The organism is Alphaproteobacteria bacterium, assembly GCA_035625915.1.
Classification (GTDB): domain Bacteria; phylum Pseudomonadota; class Alphaproteobacteria; order JACZXZ01; family JACZXZ01; genus DATDHA01.
The window spans coordinates 16,363-32,152 of sequence record DASPOR010000004.1 but is presented as its reverse complement, the minus strand read 5'-3'; the positions used below and the strand labels follow the sequence as shown (position 1 = coordinate 32,152).

Below are 15,790 nucleotides of genomic sequence, written 5' to 3'. Positions count from 1 at the left end.
AGCGTTCCCGTCGCAAGCTTCACGGTCTGGCTGCGGTCGTAGGCGATTACAGGCAGGCTGGCGCCCGTGTTGAGCCGCTTGATGATCGCCGGCAAATTGTCCTCCGCAACGGTGAAGACGACGGTGATCGGCTGCAACTGTGTGATGACCACGAGGCCGTTCGCGTCGCTCACTTGCACATAGTTGCCCGCGTCGACCAGGCGCAGCCCGACTCGGCCGGTGACGGGGGAGGTGATGTGGCAATATGCAATGTTGAGCTTTTGGGTATCGATCTGCGACTGGTCGAGGTTCACGGTCGCTTGGTCCTGCTGGACCAGTGCAAGTTGGGTATCGTATATCTGCCGCGAGACCGCCTCCTGCGCAACCAGTGTCTTGTAGCGCGAGAGATCGAGCTCTGCGTTCTTGAGAAGCGATTGGTCCTTCAGGAGTGTGGCTTGCGCCTGTTGGAGTGCCAACTCGTAGGGCCGCGAATCGATCTCCGCGAGGAGGTCGCCTTGCTTCACCAACTGCCCTTCCTGGAAGTCGACCTTCATCAGTTGACCGTTGATTTGGGTTCTCACCGTGACTGTGGCGAGCGGGGTTACCGTCCCAAGCTCGGTGAGCTTGATGTCGATATCGCCCGTTGTCGCGGTCGCGACGACGACCGGGACCGCGGTACCCGTGCTGATGCGCGAGGTGCGCGGCTGAGGTGCGGGCCGAGTATGGATCCACCATGCGACGCCGGCGATCAACAATAGCGCGACCGACAGCCAAAGTGCCCGTCGCCAGATTGGCATGCGCTGACGCACCGGGGTCGCAGGGCGCGGACGCGTCTCCTGTGGGCTTTTAGGCGCTTTCAGGTCCACGAGGGTCTTTGGATCATCCATGTCGGCACTATCGTATGCAACGGTCCGGCGCAACGGAATTCGCGGCCCTCTACAAATGCCTCACCGGCCAATCCATTCAAGGCCGGCAAGCAGGGGCCGCCAGTAATATACGCGGGAGGGGAAAATATCCTGTCCGCCCATACGCTTCGCCGGCACTGGCCGGGGCGGCGGGGATTGCGGACGGACGCCGGAAATCCGACTATTCGAATTGCGGCAAGTAGTTGGTGCCGTAAACGCCGCGGCACCAGGACGCCACTATGTCCCAATCACCATCCTCGACAATGCCGGTTTTGACCGAATTGGGTGCCGCAGGGTCGAAGTGCGCATAGAACGGCAACGCGGGTCCATAAACTCCATAACGGTTCTTCGTGCTGACGGTTCCGCACATGAACCAGCCGGCTTCGTGCACCTCCGAAAGGCTCGACAGGCCAGTTCCGCGGGTCACAGCACCGTTTGTAAGCGGATTGAAAGCGTACTCTCCCGTATCGCCCCCCGGCAGCGTCTTTGAGAAATAAGCCATTACCGCCAATTGTGCGGCATCGTCGTTCATGGGGCGCGCCGCGGTCTGAGCCGCGGCGAAGTCTTCAGCCGTGGGCTCCGTGTGCACACAGGCGGCGAGGGCCGCAAGAGCAAGGAACGCCATCAGCAGGGGTGCGCAAGCGATATGACGATTCGCGATATTCATGCGCCTACCCCATTGCAGCGACCGGCCGAACCGCCCCGCTCCGTCCGCCGAACCCGACCTCGGAAAGCGCGGATGAAACGTCTCGCTGCGTCAAACTTTCCTTCGTTCCAGGGATGACAAGGATATCCAAAGAGCGTGCCGAGATAAAATATAATCGCTTGCATGCCCTCACCCTCCCCTCTCCCCGATGGAGGGAGAGGGCTGCGCTGGGTCGGCAACGTCAAGCTTACCCCGCGCTTAGTGAGGGGGACGCAAGATGGCTTTGGACGGACTTCGGTCTAGTTCGATGCTTGTTTCAGGATCGCCTGAGCTTCCGTCGCATCCTTTTTCGCCGCTGCAAGGTCGGTCTGCTTGAGACCATCCATCGCCTTTGCCACAGCGGCTTGGAGCGACTGCTTTTTCCCGGCATCGTTCGTGTCGGGAATGGCACCGTTGCCCTGATCCTTGCACGGATTCGCTTGCGTTGCGTCATAGCCAGCACCATTCGGGCCGACCAGGCAATTGATTGTGTGATGGAGATGGGCTTGCGCCGTTTTCATTTCCGTTGCGTCCACCGCATAGCCGGCGTGGGTCGCCGCGGTCGCGATTTCCTTCGCGGCATCGGCGGCGAGCGCAGTCGATCCGATACCGAAAAGAATGGCTGCCCCGGCGATCGTGAGAACTTGCTTGCGAGTCATGAGCGTGCCTCCGTCCGTTTGGTCGTCAAGTTGGCCGCGAGCATCATCCCCCGCATTGTCCCGTTTCCGCCCCCGCAGAATGCCCGGAACGGCAGAGACAATAGCATGCCGCGCCTGTGGAACAAGAGGCGTATGCAACCGGCGCTGGCCGCGACCACGCCTTCGAGCGAAGCCCCACGCCATAGGCGGGATGAGCGGGTCAACCACCCTCAGAACATTGCATTTTTGTGATTTAACAATTTAGAAGACCAGTTGCCTCGGTCGACCTCAACGAACCGCATGCGATCTCGGCGCAAAACCACAGGCTCGCCCTTGCCAGCGGTGCCGAAAGCGGCGATTTTTGCCCCTTCGCTCGATATCCGGCCCGATTTCGTAAGGCGTATATGAAACGCATCGATCCCCTCGTCGCAATCTTCTTGACCGTTTTCGTGGACCTCATCGGCTTTGGCATCGTCATTCCTCTGCTGCCGTTTTATGCCGAGCATTTTCAGGCATCGCCGCGAGTCGTCACGCTCCTGATGGCGTCTTATTCGCTCACGCAATTCGTCTTTGCACCAGTTTGGGGCCAATTAAGCGATCGGTACGGCCGGAAGACCGTTCTGATCGTCAGCCTTGCAGGAATCTCCGCAGCTTATGTCTGGATGGGCTTCGCCGGAGCGCTTTGGGAGTTGATCGCAGCCCGAGGGTTTGCAGGAGCCATGGCCGGAAATATAGCGGCGGCGCAAGCCTATATAGCGGACGTGACGGGTCCCGAAAAACGCGCGCAGGGGATGGGTGTGGTGGGTGCGGCATTTGGGCTCGGGTTCATCGTAGGGCCGGCTTTGGGCGGATTGCTCGCGGGGCCTGACCCAAGCCACCCGAACTTCACTGTGCCGGCGCTGAGCTCGGCGACACTCTCGCTCGTGGCCCTTTTGTTGGCGGCTCTTATCCTAAAGGAGTCACTCGATCCGGCGGCGAGATCGGCGCATTCGGAAATTCGCCGACCGGGCCGCTTCTCGTCGATCGCGGAAGCATTGGTCAAGCCTGAGCTGCGCATACTCCTGGTCGTCTTTTTTCTCGTGACGTTTGTCGTCGCGATCATGGAATCGACGTTCGCGCTATGGTCGGAACGAAGCTTCGGCTGGGGTGCGGCCCAGAACGGCTACATCTTCGCCTACACGGGCGTGGTCGCCGCTGTCGTTCAAGGCGGGCTCATTCGAAGACTTGCGCGGCAGTTCGGGGAGCGGCGGCTGGTGATCCAGGGTGTCCTCAGCGTCGGCGCCGGCCTCGCGTTGATCCCCCTCGTTCACACCTTGCCGCTTCTCCTCGTGGCCATGGCGCTCATTGCCTACGGAATGGGCGTCAATAATCCCTCGCTCAGCAGCTTGATCTCGCTCGCCGCGGCGAACGATCGACGAGGTGGGGTGCTCGGCGTCTCCCAATCGGCTGCAAGCCTCGCGCGGATCGGCGGCCCCGCCTTCGCGGGGGTCATCTTCGAAGCCTTCGGTCGCAACGCACCCTACGTCGCAGGGGCGGCGATCATGTTCGCGGTCTTGGCGCTCGCGCTTCGGATGTCGCGGCGGACCGGGTCAACCCCATCCGGCATTCGCTGACGGCCGATCATCTTACGCGCTGATACCCGACGAAACGCTGATAGCGCTCGCGAAACGCGGGCCAGGCCTCCGGGTTCAAGAGACGTGGCGGACGCTCGCCCTTGAGGATCGCGAGCCATTGCCGCGCGGCACCCTCGGCCATCGAACGATAGGCTTGACGGGTGACCCCTGCATTATGCGGCGTGAGCAGCACATTGTCGAAACCGTGGAGTGCATGGTCGAGGGGTGGGGGTTCGGTCATGAAAACGTCGATCCCCGCGCCCGCGATCCGGCCCTCGTGCAACGCCTCGACCAAGTCCGACTCATCGTGAATGCCACCCCGTGCGGTCTGAATGAAAAAGGCGCTCTTTTTCATCATCTGGAATTGGCGTTTGCCAATCATGCCGTTCGTCTCTTTGGTAAGGGGACAATTGACGGAGACGAAGTCGGCCTCTCCGAGAAGCGTTTCGAGACTCACCTTGCGCGCACCCCGTGCCGCCATTTCCTCGGCTGTAAGATAGGGATCGGATCCCAGCACGGTCATGGCGAATGCACTCGCGCAGGATTTCGCAACCAAAGTTCCGATATTGCCGACCCCAATGATGCCGATGGTCTTGCCGTGGATGTCCTCCCCCACGTAGTTCTGTCGCGTCCAACTGCGGTCCCGCCGCATCGCCCGATCGGATTGGATCATGCGCTTGCTGAGGCATAGCATCATGCCGAGCACGTGTTCGGCGACCGCCTGCTTGTTGAGGCCGCTTTGATTGACGACGATGATTCCTGCCGCGGTGCAGGCCTCGACCTCGACCGTGTCGTAGCCAGCACCGCCGGTTGAGATCGCAACGAGGTTTGGTGCGCGCGCGAGGAGGGCTCCGTCCGGTGCGATGATGGTATCGCTTCTGGCCGATGTGACCTGGAAGCCATGTGCCGCATTGAACGCGGCGGCGATGGTGGCGGGCGAATCACCCCGCGTGAGCCGGATGAGGCGGACAAAGGGCTCGGCGGCAAGAATCTCCTCCGCGATTGGATCGGCCCAGCGCTCGAAGTAGACGATGTTGAAAGGCTCGTGTCGATCTGGGTTCTCGTGCGGCTGCTGGGGCGCGGATTGTCGCTTGTTCATGCAATGCATCCTCGGGTTCGCGTCTCGCATGGTCCTCTTCGGGGCCGACGGCAGTCAAGGAGGCCGAGCCAACGCTGCTTTGTCCATCGGAACTTGGAGTGGCGTGTGTCGGTCGGCGAGGCAAATGCCGTCGCAAGGCAGCACCGATCCACTCTTGACGCGCCGCGCGATTTCAAGGGCTTGGGGATATGCGCTGGCACGGCGGCAAATCTCGCTATTGCGCGCCCTAAGACGCGGACATGTTGGGTGCCTCGACGCGAAGGCCAAGGCTCTCGCCGGCGTTGACGATCTCTCGCCACGTCTCCGCGTCGAGGGGCACGCCGTTCTTTGCGCGTTCGAGGCGCGACAGGCGCTCGGGGTCGCCTGGGATCAACACAGGCTCGCCCGGATTTTGCGCGGGCGACGCCGTGACATAGCGTGTGATGGCCAGGATCTCATCCCGCATCCAGTCGCGCTCGGCGATCCTCGAGGGATCGATCACAAAGCTCAGCATGCAGTTCGTGATGGTGTCGAGGCCCTGATTCTCGGGGCGCAGCGTGCCGCCGCCGCCGATCGCCCCCGCAAGCAGCTCGCAGATGAAGGCGAGCGCATACCCTTTGTGCTCCGCCATCGGGAGAATGGCGCCGGTCGGTTTTTGGAACATGGCATTTGGATCGGTTGTCGGTTTACCACCGGAGTCGATGATATGGGCGGGGCCCATCGCGACCCCTCGATTCTTTGCAACGCGCACCTTGCCGAGGGCTACTTTGCTCGTCGCCATGTCGAGGATGATCGGTCGGCCGGGCTCGGCCGCGGGCACGGCCACGCACAACGGATTTGTCGACAGGCGCGCGTCGCCGCCGCGGTGAGGGGCCACGATCGGATTGTGGCCGATCACGTTCACGAAATGCACCGAGACGAGGCCTGCTTCCGCGCACATCTCGCCGTAAGTGCCGACGCGACCGATATGGTGCGCGTTCCGAAGTGCGACGACAGAAACGCCGTTTTTTTCGGCTCGCTCGATAGCGAGCCGTGTTGCCGCCGCCGCGACCACCTGGCCATAGCCGCGTTCGCCGTCATAGGCCACGATCGCACCCGATTCCTTCAGGATGCGCCCCTTGCGGTTGGGCGTCACGGTGCCGAGGCGGAGATTGCCGACGTAACGCGGGATCATACCCACGCCGTGGCTGTCGTGGCCGCGCAAGTTGGCCTCGATCAAATGGTCTGAAACGATTCCCGCCTCTTCGGCGCTGCTGCCGCCGGCCTCAAAGACGCGCTTGGCAATCGCGCGCAACTTGTCGTGATCGATCAACATCTCGTGTCGCTCTCCTTGTTTTTGGCTCCGGTCCATCGCTCTCTCATCAATCTGCAATTAATACCGTGCTGTTCGCCGCGGGCGACAATTAGCACGCCGCCGCGCGTTGCGGGAGTGTACTCACGTTTGCTGGATCGGCCTCGGCTCGCGCCAAAAACGCAACACGATCACGAGGGCGATGAGGAGAACCGCCACGGTCAATCCCACGCAGCCGGGCCACCCGAAGAGGCGCCAAGCGGGCGCGGGCGCCACCGCACCGGCACTACCGCCTATGTAGTAGCAAGTCACGTAGAGTCCGACCGCCGAGGAACGCGCGACCGTCGCGGTCGCGGTCAAATAGCTCGTGGCGCAAGTCTGGAAGACGAATCCGCTCGCCGCCGCGATGGCAAGCCCCGCCATGATCGCAACAAGCGAAGGTAGAAGCGTAAGGAGGAGACCGGCACACCAGCATCCGATTGCCCAAAGCACGACCGCCCCGCGGCCAAAGCGGTGCATGACCCGGCCCGCGACCGGGCTCGCGGCGACGCCGAAGAGGTAGACGACGAAAATCGAACCGAGCCACGCGGGCGTCAAATTGAAGGGTGCTGCTGCCAAGTGGAAGTTCACGTAGGTGAAGCTCGAGACGAAGCTGAAGAGCGTGGCAAATCCGACAACGTAGGTTGCGATCATGCGCGCGTCGCCGAGATGGGACAGCATGGCCCGAAACGAGCTTGCCATGCTGGGCGAACGCACGAAGCTCTTTTCGCGCGGAAGAAGGAACGCGACCACGATGGCGCAGACGATTGTGAGGGCCCCGAGTACGCCGAAGGCGACGCGCCAGCCCCAGGCTTCGCTCACCAGTCCACTGAGGAAGCGACCGAGAAATCCGCCAAGGCCGGACCCGGCAATATAGATCCCAGTCACCGCCGGCACGTCGGCACTTGGCCACTCGTCGCCAATATACGCGACCGTCACAGCGAAGATCGGCGGCAGAAGCAGGCCTTGCGCAAAGCGGCCGAGCAGGAGGGCTTTCAGGTCGGGGGCAAACGAGATGAATACCGTTGGTGCCACGAGGCAGAACATCGCCCCCACGATGATACGTTTGCGACCAAGAAGATCGGCCGCGATTCCGACGAATGGTGCCACGAGTGCGACGGCCAAGGTTGTCGCACTCACGGTAAGGCTGACTTGCGCGGGACTTGCGTGGAATTCCTCGGCGAAAAGCGGCAAAAGCGATTGCGTCGCATAAAGGTCGACAAAAGCGCAAAGCCCGGCAAGCGCCACGGCCAGTCGTCGTGGATCGGCAAACATGGCGTGCCGTGCCTCTCTCCGATATTTGTATCGACCGATTGCTATATCAGCGGAGTCCTTGCAGGGCACGAATTTCCGTAATGGGCATGACAGCTATGCGGGAGGCCAAATTGCGCTTCGCTTCCCCCTCTCGCATCGGCCGGTTTGGCTCTTACGGCTGCTTCGGTCTCGAACGGATTGCCTTGCGGAGGATCCTGACCGGGTGACCCCATCAATAGCACCGACGGCTCTCGCCGCCGCCTCATTGCGCTGCAACAAGAAAAGCGATACACACTGTCCCTCTTTCCCAGGCCAGTAGGACCGCATGACGCAAGCGAGGGCGGTAGGCGGATCCCGGGTCGAACACAAGCCGAAGCAGGCATTGATCGTTGCGGCGCTCGGGGTCGTTTACGGCGATATCGGCACGTCGCCGCTCTATACCGTCAAACAATGTTTCGACAACGTGCCCGTCGACGAGACGACCGTGCTCGGCGTGCTTTCGCTGATCGCGTGGGCGCTGTTCGTGGTTGTGGCGATCAAGTACGTCGTCGTGATCATGCGCGCAGACAACCGGGGCGAAGGTGGAATTTTGGCATTGACAGCCCTGGCTCTCCGCAGCGCGAGCCGCCGTGGTCGGCGCCATCGCCTGATCCTCGCCGCAGGTCTCGTGGGGGCATCGCTCTTTTACGGCGACGGCGTGATCACACCCGCGATTTCCGTGCTGTCCGCGGTCGAGGGCCTCAAGATCGCGACGCCGTTATTCGATCCCTACGTAATCCCGATTACCGTGCTCCTCCTTGTCGTCCTCTTCGTCGTCCAGAGGCGGGGGACGGCGAGCGTGGGGAGACTGTTTGGGCCGGTAATGGCGCTCTGGTTCGGTTCCATCGCGGCACTCGGTGTCGTGGAGGTTTCGGACCAGCCCGAGATATTGCTCGCGCTCAATCCGATCTACGGCGTCCGCCTGTTGTTTTCCAACCCCTGGCAGGGATTCGTGCTGCTCGGCGCGGTCGTTCTCGCGGTGACTGGCGCCGAAGCGCTCTATGCTGATATGGGGCATTTCGGGCGCGGACCGATTCGGAAGACATGGTTCTGGATCGTGTTTCCGAGCCTACTTCTGAATTATTTCGGGCAGGGCGCGTTGCTGCTGCGCAATCCACTGGCACTCGACAATCCGTTCTATCGCTTAGCGCCGGGATGGGCGCTCTTTCCGCTTGTGGTCTTGTCCTCTGCGGCAACGGTGATTGCATCGCAGGCCGTGATCTCCGGCGCATTTTCAATGACGCGTCAGGCAGTGCAGCTCGGCTATTTGCCGCGCCTATTCATCCGCCACACTTCGGCCGAGGAGTTCGGCCAAATCTTCGTGCCCAAGGCTAATTTCTTCCTCCTTGTCATGGTCCTGGCGTTGGTGCTCGGCTTCAAAAGCTCCGACAATCTCGGCGCCGCCTACGGTATCGCCGTCACGGGCACAATGTCGCTCACAACACTTCTCGCGTACGTCTATACGGTCGGTGTCCTCGGGTGGAACCCGTTGATTGCCACGCCGCTGTTCATATTTCTGCTCACGGTCGATCTCCTCTTCTTCGGCGCGAACATGCTGAAAGTCGAGCAGGGCGGGTGGTTTCCGCTTGTCGTCGCATTGTTCGTCTACTCGTTGATGTCGACCTGGATGCGAGGGCGCGGTGTCCTGATCGCCCAGCGTGTCAAGGACGCGTTGCCGCTTGAGACGTTCCTCAAATCGATCCGCCCAGGTCATCCCGAACGCGTTCCGGGGACTGCAATCTTCATGACCGCAAATATCGCTTACGTTCCGACGGCCCTCCTCCACAACCTCAAGCACAACAGGGTCCTGCATGACAGAGTCGTCCTGATGAACGTGCAAACTGAGGATATTCCGCGCGTTCCCGAGGACCAGCGCGTCGAAATCCGGCATTTCGACCACAATTTCCATAGTGTCGTGCTCCGCTACGGCTTTATGGAAGAGCCGAATATCCCAAGGGCGCTCGCCCAGTGCCGCGCCTTGCAGTTTCGGTTCAACCTGATGGAAACGTCGTTTTTCGTCGGTCGGGAAAAGATCGTGAAGGCGAAGCGGTCCCCGCTCGCTCGTTGGCGTCAAGAACTATTCATTTTCCTCTCGAACTCGATGATTGGCGTCACTGATTTCTTCCGCATCCCGACCAATCGCGTAATCGAACTCGGTGGTCAAATCGAGATCTGAGTTGACTTCGCTTAAAATCTGATATGCTGACCGCCGGACGATCCGGGCAGTTGGGTGGAAACGTTGACTGCGATCCCGTCCTGGCTGAAATACACCTTTCTTGCGGTTATCATGCTGGTAGCACCGGGAGAGGTGCAGCAAGCGGCAATGCCGGCGCCGCAAGAGCCTTCCGCCGCGCACACGCTGACCGGGCAATTGCTCGTTGCCGCGCCCGAGATCGGCGACCCGCGCTTTGCGCACACCGTCATCCTCATCGTCCGCCACGACGAGACAGGCGCTTTCGGCATTGTCATCAACCACCCGGTCGAAGAGCGTTCATTTGCGAGCCTTCTCGACGCGATCGGGGACGACAGTAAGGGCATCGAGGGCAGCGTGCGCATCTTTTCGGGTGGGCCTGTGCAGCCCGAGATCGGGTTCGTTGTCCACAGCGCTGACTACCATCGGGAAGACACCGTCGATGTGGATGGGAAGGTCGCGATGACCTCGAGCAGCGAGATTCTCCGCGACCTTGCCCATAAGCAAGGTCCGAAGCAGAGTCTCGTTGCGTTCGGCTATGCCGGTTGGGCGCCGGGCCAGCTCGAGGCCGAACTCGAACGCCGCGATTGGTTCACCATAAGCGAAGATCCCAAGCTCGTCTTCGACGAGGATCGCGAAAAAGTTTGGGACTTGGCAATGGCGCGCCGCACGATGGACCTCTGAGGGCGCCACTCGTTTGGCGAATCCGAAATTCGCCATATTTGGGTGCGGGGCCGTGAGCGAATTTCGGATTCATTGCCACACGAGGAATATATTGTATCTAGCGTGGTATTCGGATTTGAGGTTCCTAAACGCGGATGCCACCAAAACGACAGGAACTTTAGATCCATCACACGAGCGTTCGGCGATAGGCCCCCCTTTACCGGCCAGCATCTCTGAGTTCTCCCATTCGCTGCCCGCCCGAGCTCGGGTATGTGGCGCAGGGATGCCGGCCTCGCTCCCCAAGAGCAACCGATGTCGGGCAGGCGCCTCAGCCTCTGCGGCTCGGTGGATGGGCGCTCGCGATGTTATCTCGTTGGTCGGACCTTGGTGCTGACGGGTGCCGTTCGCTCGATTCCGTGATCGCTCGTGCAATTTCGTCGACATTGCGGATACGCAAATCGCGCTGCGCAAACGGGATTTCGATACCGGCCGCGCGGAATTCCTTGTCGACCGCGAAATGCAGATCGCTTGAGATGAGGCCGCTTTTCTCGACGTCCGACACGTAACCTCGGAGTTCGAACTCGAGGCCATCGCCGCCGAATTTCCTGAAAAGGACAAAAGGTTGCGGCCACGCGAGTATCTGCCGGTTTTCGCGCGCACAGGCAAGCAAGATGTCACGCACCTTCGCCGTGTCCGATCCGTAGGCGACGCCGACCTTGATGTCCACACGTCCGTACTTGTCGCGATGCGTCCAATTGACGACGGCACTCGATAGCAGTTCGGAATTCGGCACGATCACCGAAGCACGTTCGAACGTCTCGATCTCAGTCGCGCGAACGCTGATCCGGGTCACATAACCCTGATGCTGGCCGATAACCACCCAGTCGCCCACCTTTATCGGACGCTCGATCAATAAGATGATGCCCGATACAAAGTTATTGACGATGTTCTGAAGGCCGAAGCCGATGCCGACCGACAGAGCACCCGCGATGATCGCGAGGTTGGCAAGATTGAGCCCGAGTGCCGAGACCGCAAACGCACCCCCCAAGACAAAACCGAGGTATCCGACCATGGCGGTGAGCGAGTGCCGCACCCCCGGATCGAGCCGCGTTTGGGGAAGAAATTTATCGCTAAGGAGCCGCTGCAAGACGCGGGTGAGCGTCAGAAAGCCCACGAACACGATAACGGCGAGCGCTATGTCGCCGAGTGAAAAATGAAGATTGCCGACGTCGATTCCGTGAAGGAGGTTTCCGGTCCAGATCCCGATGGAGCTGCTTGGGACACCCCAAACGCGCAAGGCCAGTCCCACGCCCGGCAAAATGAGAATAACGTCGAGTGCGGCGCAGAGCCAGAAGACGAGTATGCGGCTGCCTTGGTCGCTCAGCGCGAGGGCCCGGCGCAATCGGGTCGATCGTGCGCTTTCGTGCGCAATCAATGCCTCGAACACCTCTCGAACGAGTACGCGGAAGAGGAGTATGGCGCCCACGAGCAGGCCAGTGACCACAACCCGCGTGATAATGTGCGTGGCAAGATTGGAATAGCCGACGAGTGCCAGCAAGGGTACGGCGACGAGTGCCGCCGCCATCGTGATGCGCAAGACCGGCCAGAATAACGAGGGCCTCTTGCTCGCGTCGGGCCTGGATTCCGCTTCGCCCTCGACGGCCGACTTCGCTTCGGTTTCAGCACCATCGCGCAGCCAAAGGCCGCGCTTAAGTAGCGACAGCGCGAATATCGCCGCGAGCGTGTCGATAACGAGGCCAATGACGCGGAAGAGCTCGCGGGATTCGTCGCGGAATTGTCCGATGGCGATCCCAATCGCAAGTGCGACTGCGGTAATCGCGGCGATACCCACGAGCCGATGCGCGATGAAGCGTGAAGCCTCAGCACTCAAGGGCACGATGCGCCAGTTGGGCGCAGCCGGAGATAGGGCCACACGGACAATCGCCGCCGTGACCGAGAAGAAAACGATACCGACGATTGCGCCGCCGACCATGCGCCCGAAAAGATAATTGGCGATGTCCTCACCCATGACGAGGCCGGTGACCGCTAAAAGTCCGATCGCGGGCAGCATGCCGCGCGCGAACCCTTCGACCGCGACAGCGAGTGCCCGCCGCGCATAGGATGGCTCGGCAATTTCGTTGGAACGCCCAAACCGGCGCAGGAGCCATGTCCGAAGTGGCCAGGCGGCGCCAAATGCGATCACCACGATCAACGCGAGGCCCCCGGCATTTGCAGGGCTAATCTTGGCGCTCTCACCTGTTTGCCACCAATCGCCAGGTGCCGCGGCGAGTGCCGCGAGCACGCTGCCGAGCTGACCCGCCGCCGCACTCAACACGGAAAGCGAGAGCACGGGCGGCTCGCGCAGCAAAAGGCGCTTCGCAAGCAGCGCGTTGCTCCGGCGCGTGATACCGCTCTGAAGTGCCGTGGCCCGGGCGATCGCCAGTTCGGCCTGCTTGAGCCGCGCGTCGAAGACCCCGATTTGGATGAGAAGCTGGCGGCGCTGGTTCGCGACGTCGAGCGACTCCACCGGTTGACCCTTTTCAGGTTCCGGGCCAAGTGCCGTAAGTTCATTCGCGAGGGGTTTGCGTCGCTCCGTCACGGCGCTGCGGGCAGCGCCAGCACTTTGAAGCACATCGCTTGCTTTGGCCAGAAGTGCGTCCAATTGTTCGCGCGTCAGGTCAGCATTGTGAAGATCGGCCTGCACCTGGTCGAGCGTCTGGCGCCACCCGTCGGCCATTTGGGTGAATCGCTGCTGAGGAGTATCGGCTGTCTCTTGGGCGAACGCCGTTCCGGCGACAAGAAACAGTACCAGGAGGGCAGAACAGAAGTGGTGCAGGCGCATCAGGAGATAAGCTCGAATTTCCCTTCAGGGTGCTCTTCGTACACCCCGGAGCCCGCGGAGTCACGCTTCATGAGCCGACGAAAGCCAATCAGTCGAATGCGAATGCGGCCATCGAAAGCACGGAATAGGTGAAGCTCGAATGAATCTGGCGGCCCTTCGCTTGTAAGCCGCCCGCGCCGAGGGCCACGAAGAATGGAAGGAAATGTTCCTCCCGCGGATGAATGCGGCGGGCATGGGGCGCGGTCCTGCGATATTCAATGAGGGATTCCGTATTGCCCGCCTCGGTCGTTGCCTTGAGCCAGGCGTCGAATGCTTCGACATGGGATAAGGGATTGGCGTCGATAGGGTAGGCACCGAACTCTCGGAGATTGTGTGTGGCCCCACCGCTGCCGAGAACCAACACCCCTTCCCGCCGCAAGGGCTCGAGCGCGTGGCCGATGGCGAAATGATGAGCAGGGCCGAGGGGCATGTTTACCGCGAATTGAGCGACCGGTATGTCGGCGTTCGGGTACATGAGAAGTAGCGGGACCCAGGCGCCGTGATCGAGACCGCGCGTCGGATCGGACGCACAATCGAAGCCGGCATGCTCCAAGAGTCCTCCGACCCGTTCTGCGAGGGCAGGCGCCCCTGCGGCCGGGTAGCGAAGGTTGTAGAGCGGTTCGGGGAACCCGTAAAAATCGTGAATGGTCTCGGGCTCGACCGCCGCACTGACCGTCGGCCCCGGCAATTCCCAGTGAGCCGATACGCAAAGTATGGCGGTCGGGCGGCCAAGGTCTTTGCCGAGGCCGGACAAGAAATCGCGCGCAGGGCACGGGGTAAGCGCCAATGTCGGGGCGCCGTGGGAGACGAACACACTCGGGAACGCGGTCATCGCTTTTCGCCGATCCAACTCATTTTACCCTCACCGTCCTCAGTCACGGCACGTCGACCAGCACCACTTCGCTCTCTTCAAACGCCTTTACCTCGATCCGCTCTTCGTCATGAACGGCGATCCCATCGCGGGCCGCCGCTTCGACGCCGTTGACGCTGAGCCGCCCGCGCGGTGCGACGAGATAGGCTCGCCGACCGCGCTCCAGCCGATACTCGAGCGTCTTGCCGGTAGCGACAGTGGCGCCAAGCAGCGAGGCATCCTGATTAATGGGTAATGCACCGGTGCCCGCGTGTTCGGATCGGCCGGATGCGAGCACCATGAATTTTCCCTCGCGCCCGTCGTTCGGAAATTGGCGCGTACCCCAACGGGGGGCAAGACCGCGCTGCGCAGGTTCGATCCAAATTTGGAACAACTCGGTCGGTTCGGTCTCGAGGTTGTATTCGGCGTGGACGATGCCGGTGCCGGCACTCATGACCTGTACGTCGCCAGCTTCGGTCCGGCCGCGATTGCCAAGGTGATCTTCATGCGTGACAGCGCCACGACGAATATATGTGATGATTTCCATGTCGCGATGGCCGTGGGGAGGGAAGCCATTTTGGGGCGAAATACGGTCGTCATTCCAAACCCGAAGAGCCCCGAAGCTTACGCGCGAGGGGTCGAAATATTCTGCAAAACTGAAATGATATCGTGCTCTGAGCCAGTCGTTCTCGAATCGACCCAGCTTGGCGAAGGGGCGAATTTCAATCATGCGACAACCTCACAGCTCCATGCCCTAACGTGGGGGTGGAGCGTCGTTGCGTACCAATTTCCTCGCCGTGACCCCGTACAATACGGCAGCCCGGAATAACCTTTTCCGATAGATGGCGCGCGACGCGGATTTGTCGAGGGCGATTTCCGCATGGTAGGCAAGCCATCCACGTGTCACTGTACCCGCCGACGTCATCCACCCGTATGGGCGCGAATGAAGGACCGAATGTCTTCGGACGGCACGGCCAGCCCAATATCGGCGGAATAGTTGCTTGCGATCATGCCGACCACTTGTCCATTTCGGTCCAGCACGGGCCCGCCCGAATCGCCCGACTCAATTCGCATCGCCAGCGCTATGGCGTTGTCGTAGCCATAGTCGTTGTAACTGATGCGCGTTTTGAGGTGCCGGAGCACGGTGCCAACGATCACGATTCCCCCGTGATGCGCCGGCGTGCCAATGGTGAGTGCAGGCTCACCGGTCGGCAGTTCTTCGCCATCGGCAAAGTGGGCGACTTGCATGCCATCGAACGGCTCGATCTTGATGAGGCCAAGCTCACGTGAACGCTCGACCGCGACGACGCGACCGAGATAGCGTCGGCCGTCGAGCAAGATTACTTCGGCCTTGTACTTCGTCGAGTTCGCGACATGTGCTGCCGTCACGACGTAGCCGCGTCGATCGGCGATAATGCCGCTTGCGAAACTGAGAGCGGTCGAGGCGGGTGGTGCTCCGCGTTCCGTTCCCACATCTTCCGGTGCATCGGAATAGACGCGCACCCGGACATAGACCCAGGCATTCCGCTCGGCCACCTCCCGGTAATCAGCGAATGCGACGCCCTGGGGGACCGGGTAGGGATAGGCGAGCGTGACGGCGGGCTCCGTCTTGGCGCCATCCGGCTTGGTAGTAGGCTCATCACAGGCCGAAAGCCCGACTAGAACCATTCCGAGGATTGCCAAG

General features: G+C 61.3%; 13 protein-coding genes. 3 read left to right on the top strand and 10 right to left on the bottom strand.

Going from position 1 to position 15,790, the window contains the following annotated elements; all coding sequences use genetic code 11:
• From VEJ16_00385 to VEJ16_00375, 3 genes are all read right to left on the bottom strand, one after another.
• The coding region (locus VEJ16_00385; protein ID HYB08110.1) for an efflux RND transporter periplasmic adaptor subunit at window positions 1-866 on the bottom strand (866 nt) is incomplete at its 3' end.
• Between the two features lie 199 nt (window positions 867-1,065).
• Complete coding sequence (locus VEJ16_00380) at window positions 1,066-1,551, bottom strand: hypothetical protein (protein ID HYB08109.1); 486 nt, start codon at window positions 1,549-1,551, stop codon at window positions 1,066-1,068.
• 278 nt (window positions 1,552-1,829) lie between these two features.
• Window positions 1,830-2,228, bottom strand: a complete 399-nt coding sequence (locus tag VEJ16_00375) for a hypothetical protein (GenBank protein HYB08108.1) — start codon at window positions 2,226-2,228, stop codon at window positions 1,830-1,832.
• Between the two features lie 383 nt (window positions 2,229-2,611).
• Between VEJ16_00375 and VEJ16_00370 the strand changes: the two genes are divergently transcribed.
• The gene (locus VEJ16_00370; GenBank protein ID HYB08107.1) at window positions 2,612-3,820 is read left to right on the top strand and encodes an MFS transporter; all 1,209 of its coding nucleotides are present in this window, start codon (window positions 2,612-2,614) and stop codon (window positions 3,818-3,820) included.
• Between the two features lie 7 nt (window positions 3,821-3,827).
• Here the strand turns inward: VEJ16_00370 and VEJ16_00365 are convergent, their stop codons facing one another.
• From VEJ16_00365 to VEJ16_00355, 3 genes are all read right to left on the bottom strand, one after another.
• Window positions 3,828-4,919: a hydroxyacid dehydrogenase gene (locus tag VEJ16_00365; protein HYB08106.1), complete on the bottom strand. Its 1,092-nt coding sequence runs from the start codon at window positions 4,917-4,919 to the stop codon at window positions 3,828-3,830.
• A gap of 226 nt (window positions 4,920-5,145) precedes the next feature.
• The gene (locus VEJ16_00360) at window positions 5,146-6,249 is read right to left on the bottom strand and encodes a malate/lactate/ureidoglycolate dehydrogenase (protein HYB08105.1); all 1,104 of its coding nucleotides are present in this window, start codon (window positions 6,247-6,249) and stop codon (window positions 5,146-5,148) included.
• An 84-nt stretch (window positions 6,250-6,333) separates the two neighbouring features.
• Window positions 6,334-7,503, bottom strand: a complete 1,170-nt coding sequence (locus VEJ16_00355; GenBank protein ID HYB08104.1) for an MFS transporter — start codon at window positions 7,501-7,503, stop codon at window positions 6,334-6,336.
• Window positions 7,504-7,807: 304 nt separating this feature from the next.
• Here VEJ16_00355 and VEJ16_00350 point away from each other — a divergent pair, with 304 nt between their 5' ends.
• Entirely contained in the window at window positions 7,808-9,697 is a 1,890-nt protein-coding gene (locus VEJ16_00350; GenBank protein HYB08103.1) for a potassium transporter Kup, read from the top strand.
• 54 nt (window positions 9,698-9,751) lie between these two features.
• Window positions 9,752-10,396 (top strand): YqgE/AlgH family protein, encoded by a 645-nt coding sequence (locus VEJ16_00345; protein ID HYB08102.1) that lies wholly within the window; start codon window positions 9,752-9,754, stop codon window positions 10,394-10,396.
• Between the two features lie 307 nt (window positions 10,397-10,703).
• Here VEJ16_00345 and VEJ16_00340 read toward each other — a convergent pair whose 3' ends face one another.
• From VEJ16_00340 to VEJ16_00325, 4 genes are all read right to left on the bottom strand, one after another.
• The gene (locus VEJ16_00340) at window positions 10,704-13,217 is read right to left on the bottom strand and encodes a mechanosensitive ion channel domain-containing protein (protein HYB08101.1); all 2,514 of its coding nucleotides are present in this window, start codon (window positions 13,215-13,217) and stop codon (window positions 10,704-10,706) included.
• 88 nt (window positions 13,218-13,305) lie between these two features.
• Entirely contained in the window at window positions 13,306-14,088 is a 783-nt protein-coding gene (locus VEJ16_00335; protein ID HYB08100.1) for a class III extradiol ring-cleavage dioxygenase, read from the bottom strand.
• 43 nt (window positions 14,089-14,131) lie between these two features.
• Window positions 14,132-14,836: a pirin family protein gene (locus tag VEJ16_00330; GenBank protein ID HYB08099.1), complete on the bottom strand. Its 705-nt coding sequence runs from the start codon at window positions 14,834-14,836 to the stop codon at window positions 14,132-14,134.
• 191 nt (window positions 14,837-15,027) lie between these two features.
• On the bottom strand, window positions 15,028-15,789 hold the full coding sequence (locus VEJ16_00325; protein HYB08098.1) for a S1C family serine protease: 762 nt from the start codon (window positions 15,787-15,789) through the stop codon (window positions 15,028-15,030).
• Window position 15,790 lies beyond the last annotated feature (1 nt).

Excerpts from the sequence above, each read along its gene's own strand:
- VEJ16_00380 (HYB08109.1), bottom strand. The coding sequence starts at position 1,551 with ATGAATATCGCGAATCGTCATATCGCTTGCGCACCCCTGCTGATGGCG.
- VEJ16_00375 (HYB08108.1), bottom strand. The coding sequence starts at position 2,228 with ATGACTCGCAAGCAAGTTCTCACGATCGCCGGGGCAGCCATTCTTTTC.
- VEJ16_00370 (HYB08107.1), top strand. The coding sequence starts at position 2,612 with ATGAAACGCATCGATCCCCTCGTCGCAATCTTCTTGACCGTTTTCGTG.
- VEJ16_00365 (HYB08106.1), bottom strand. The coding sequence starts at position 4,919 with ATGAACAAGCGACAATCCGCGCCCCAGCAGCCGCACGAGAACCCAGAT.
- VEJ16_00360 (HYB08105.1), bottom strand. The coding sequence starts at position 6,249 with ATGGACCGGAGCCAAAAACAAGGAGAGCGACACGAGATGTTGATCGAT.
- VEJ16_00355 (HYB08104.1), bottom strand. The coding sequence starts at position 7,503 with ATGTTTGCCGATCCACGACGACTGGCCGTGGCGCTTGCCGGGCTTTGC.
- VEJ16_00350 (HYB08103.1), top strand. The coding sequence starts at position 7,808 with ATGACGCAAGCGAGGGCGGTAGGCGGATCCCGGGTCGAACACAAGCCG.
- VEJ16_00340 (HYB08101.1), bottom strand. The coding sequence starts at position 13,217 with ATGCGCCTGCACCACTTCTGTTCTGCCCTCCTGGTACTGTTTCTTGTC.
- VEJ16_00335 (HYB08100.1), bottom strand. The coding sequence starts at position 14,088 with ATGACCGCGTTCCCGAGTGTGTTCGTCTCCCACGGCGCCCCGACATTG.
- VEJ16_00330 (HYB08099.1), bottom strand. The coding sequence starts at position 14,836 with ATGATTGAAATTCGCCCCTTCGCCAAGCTGGGTCGATTCGAGAACGAC.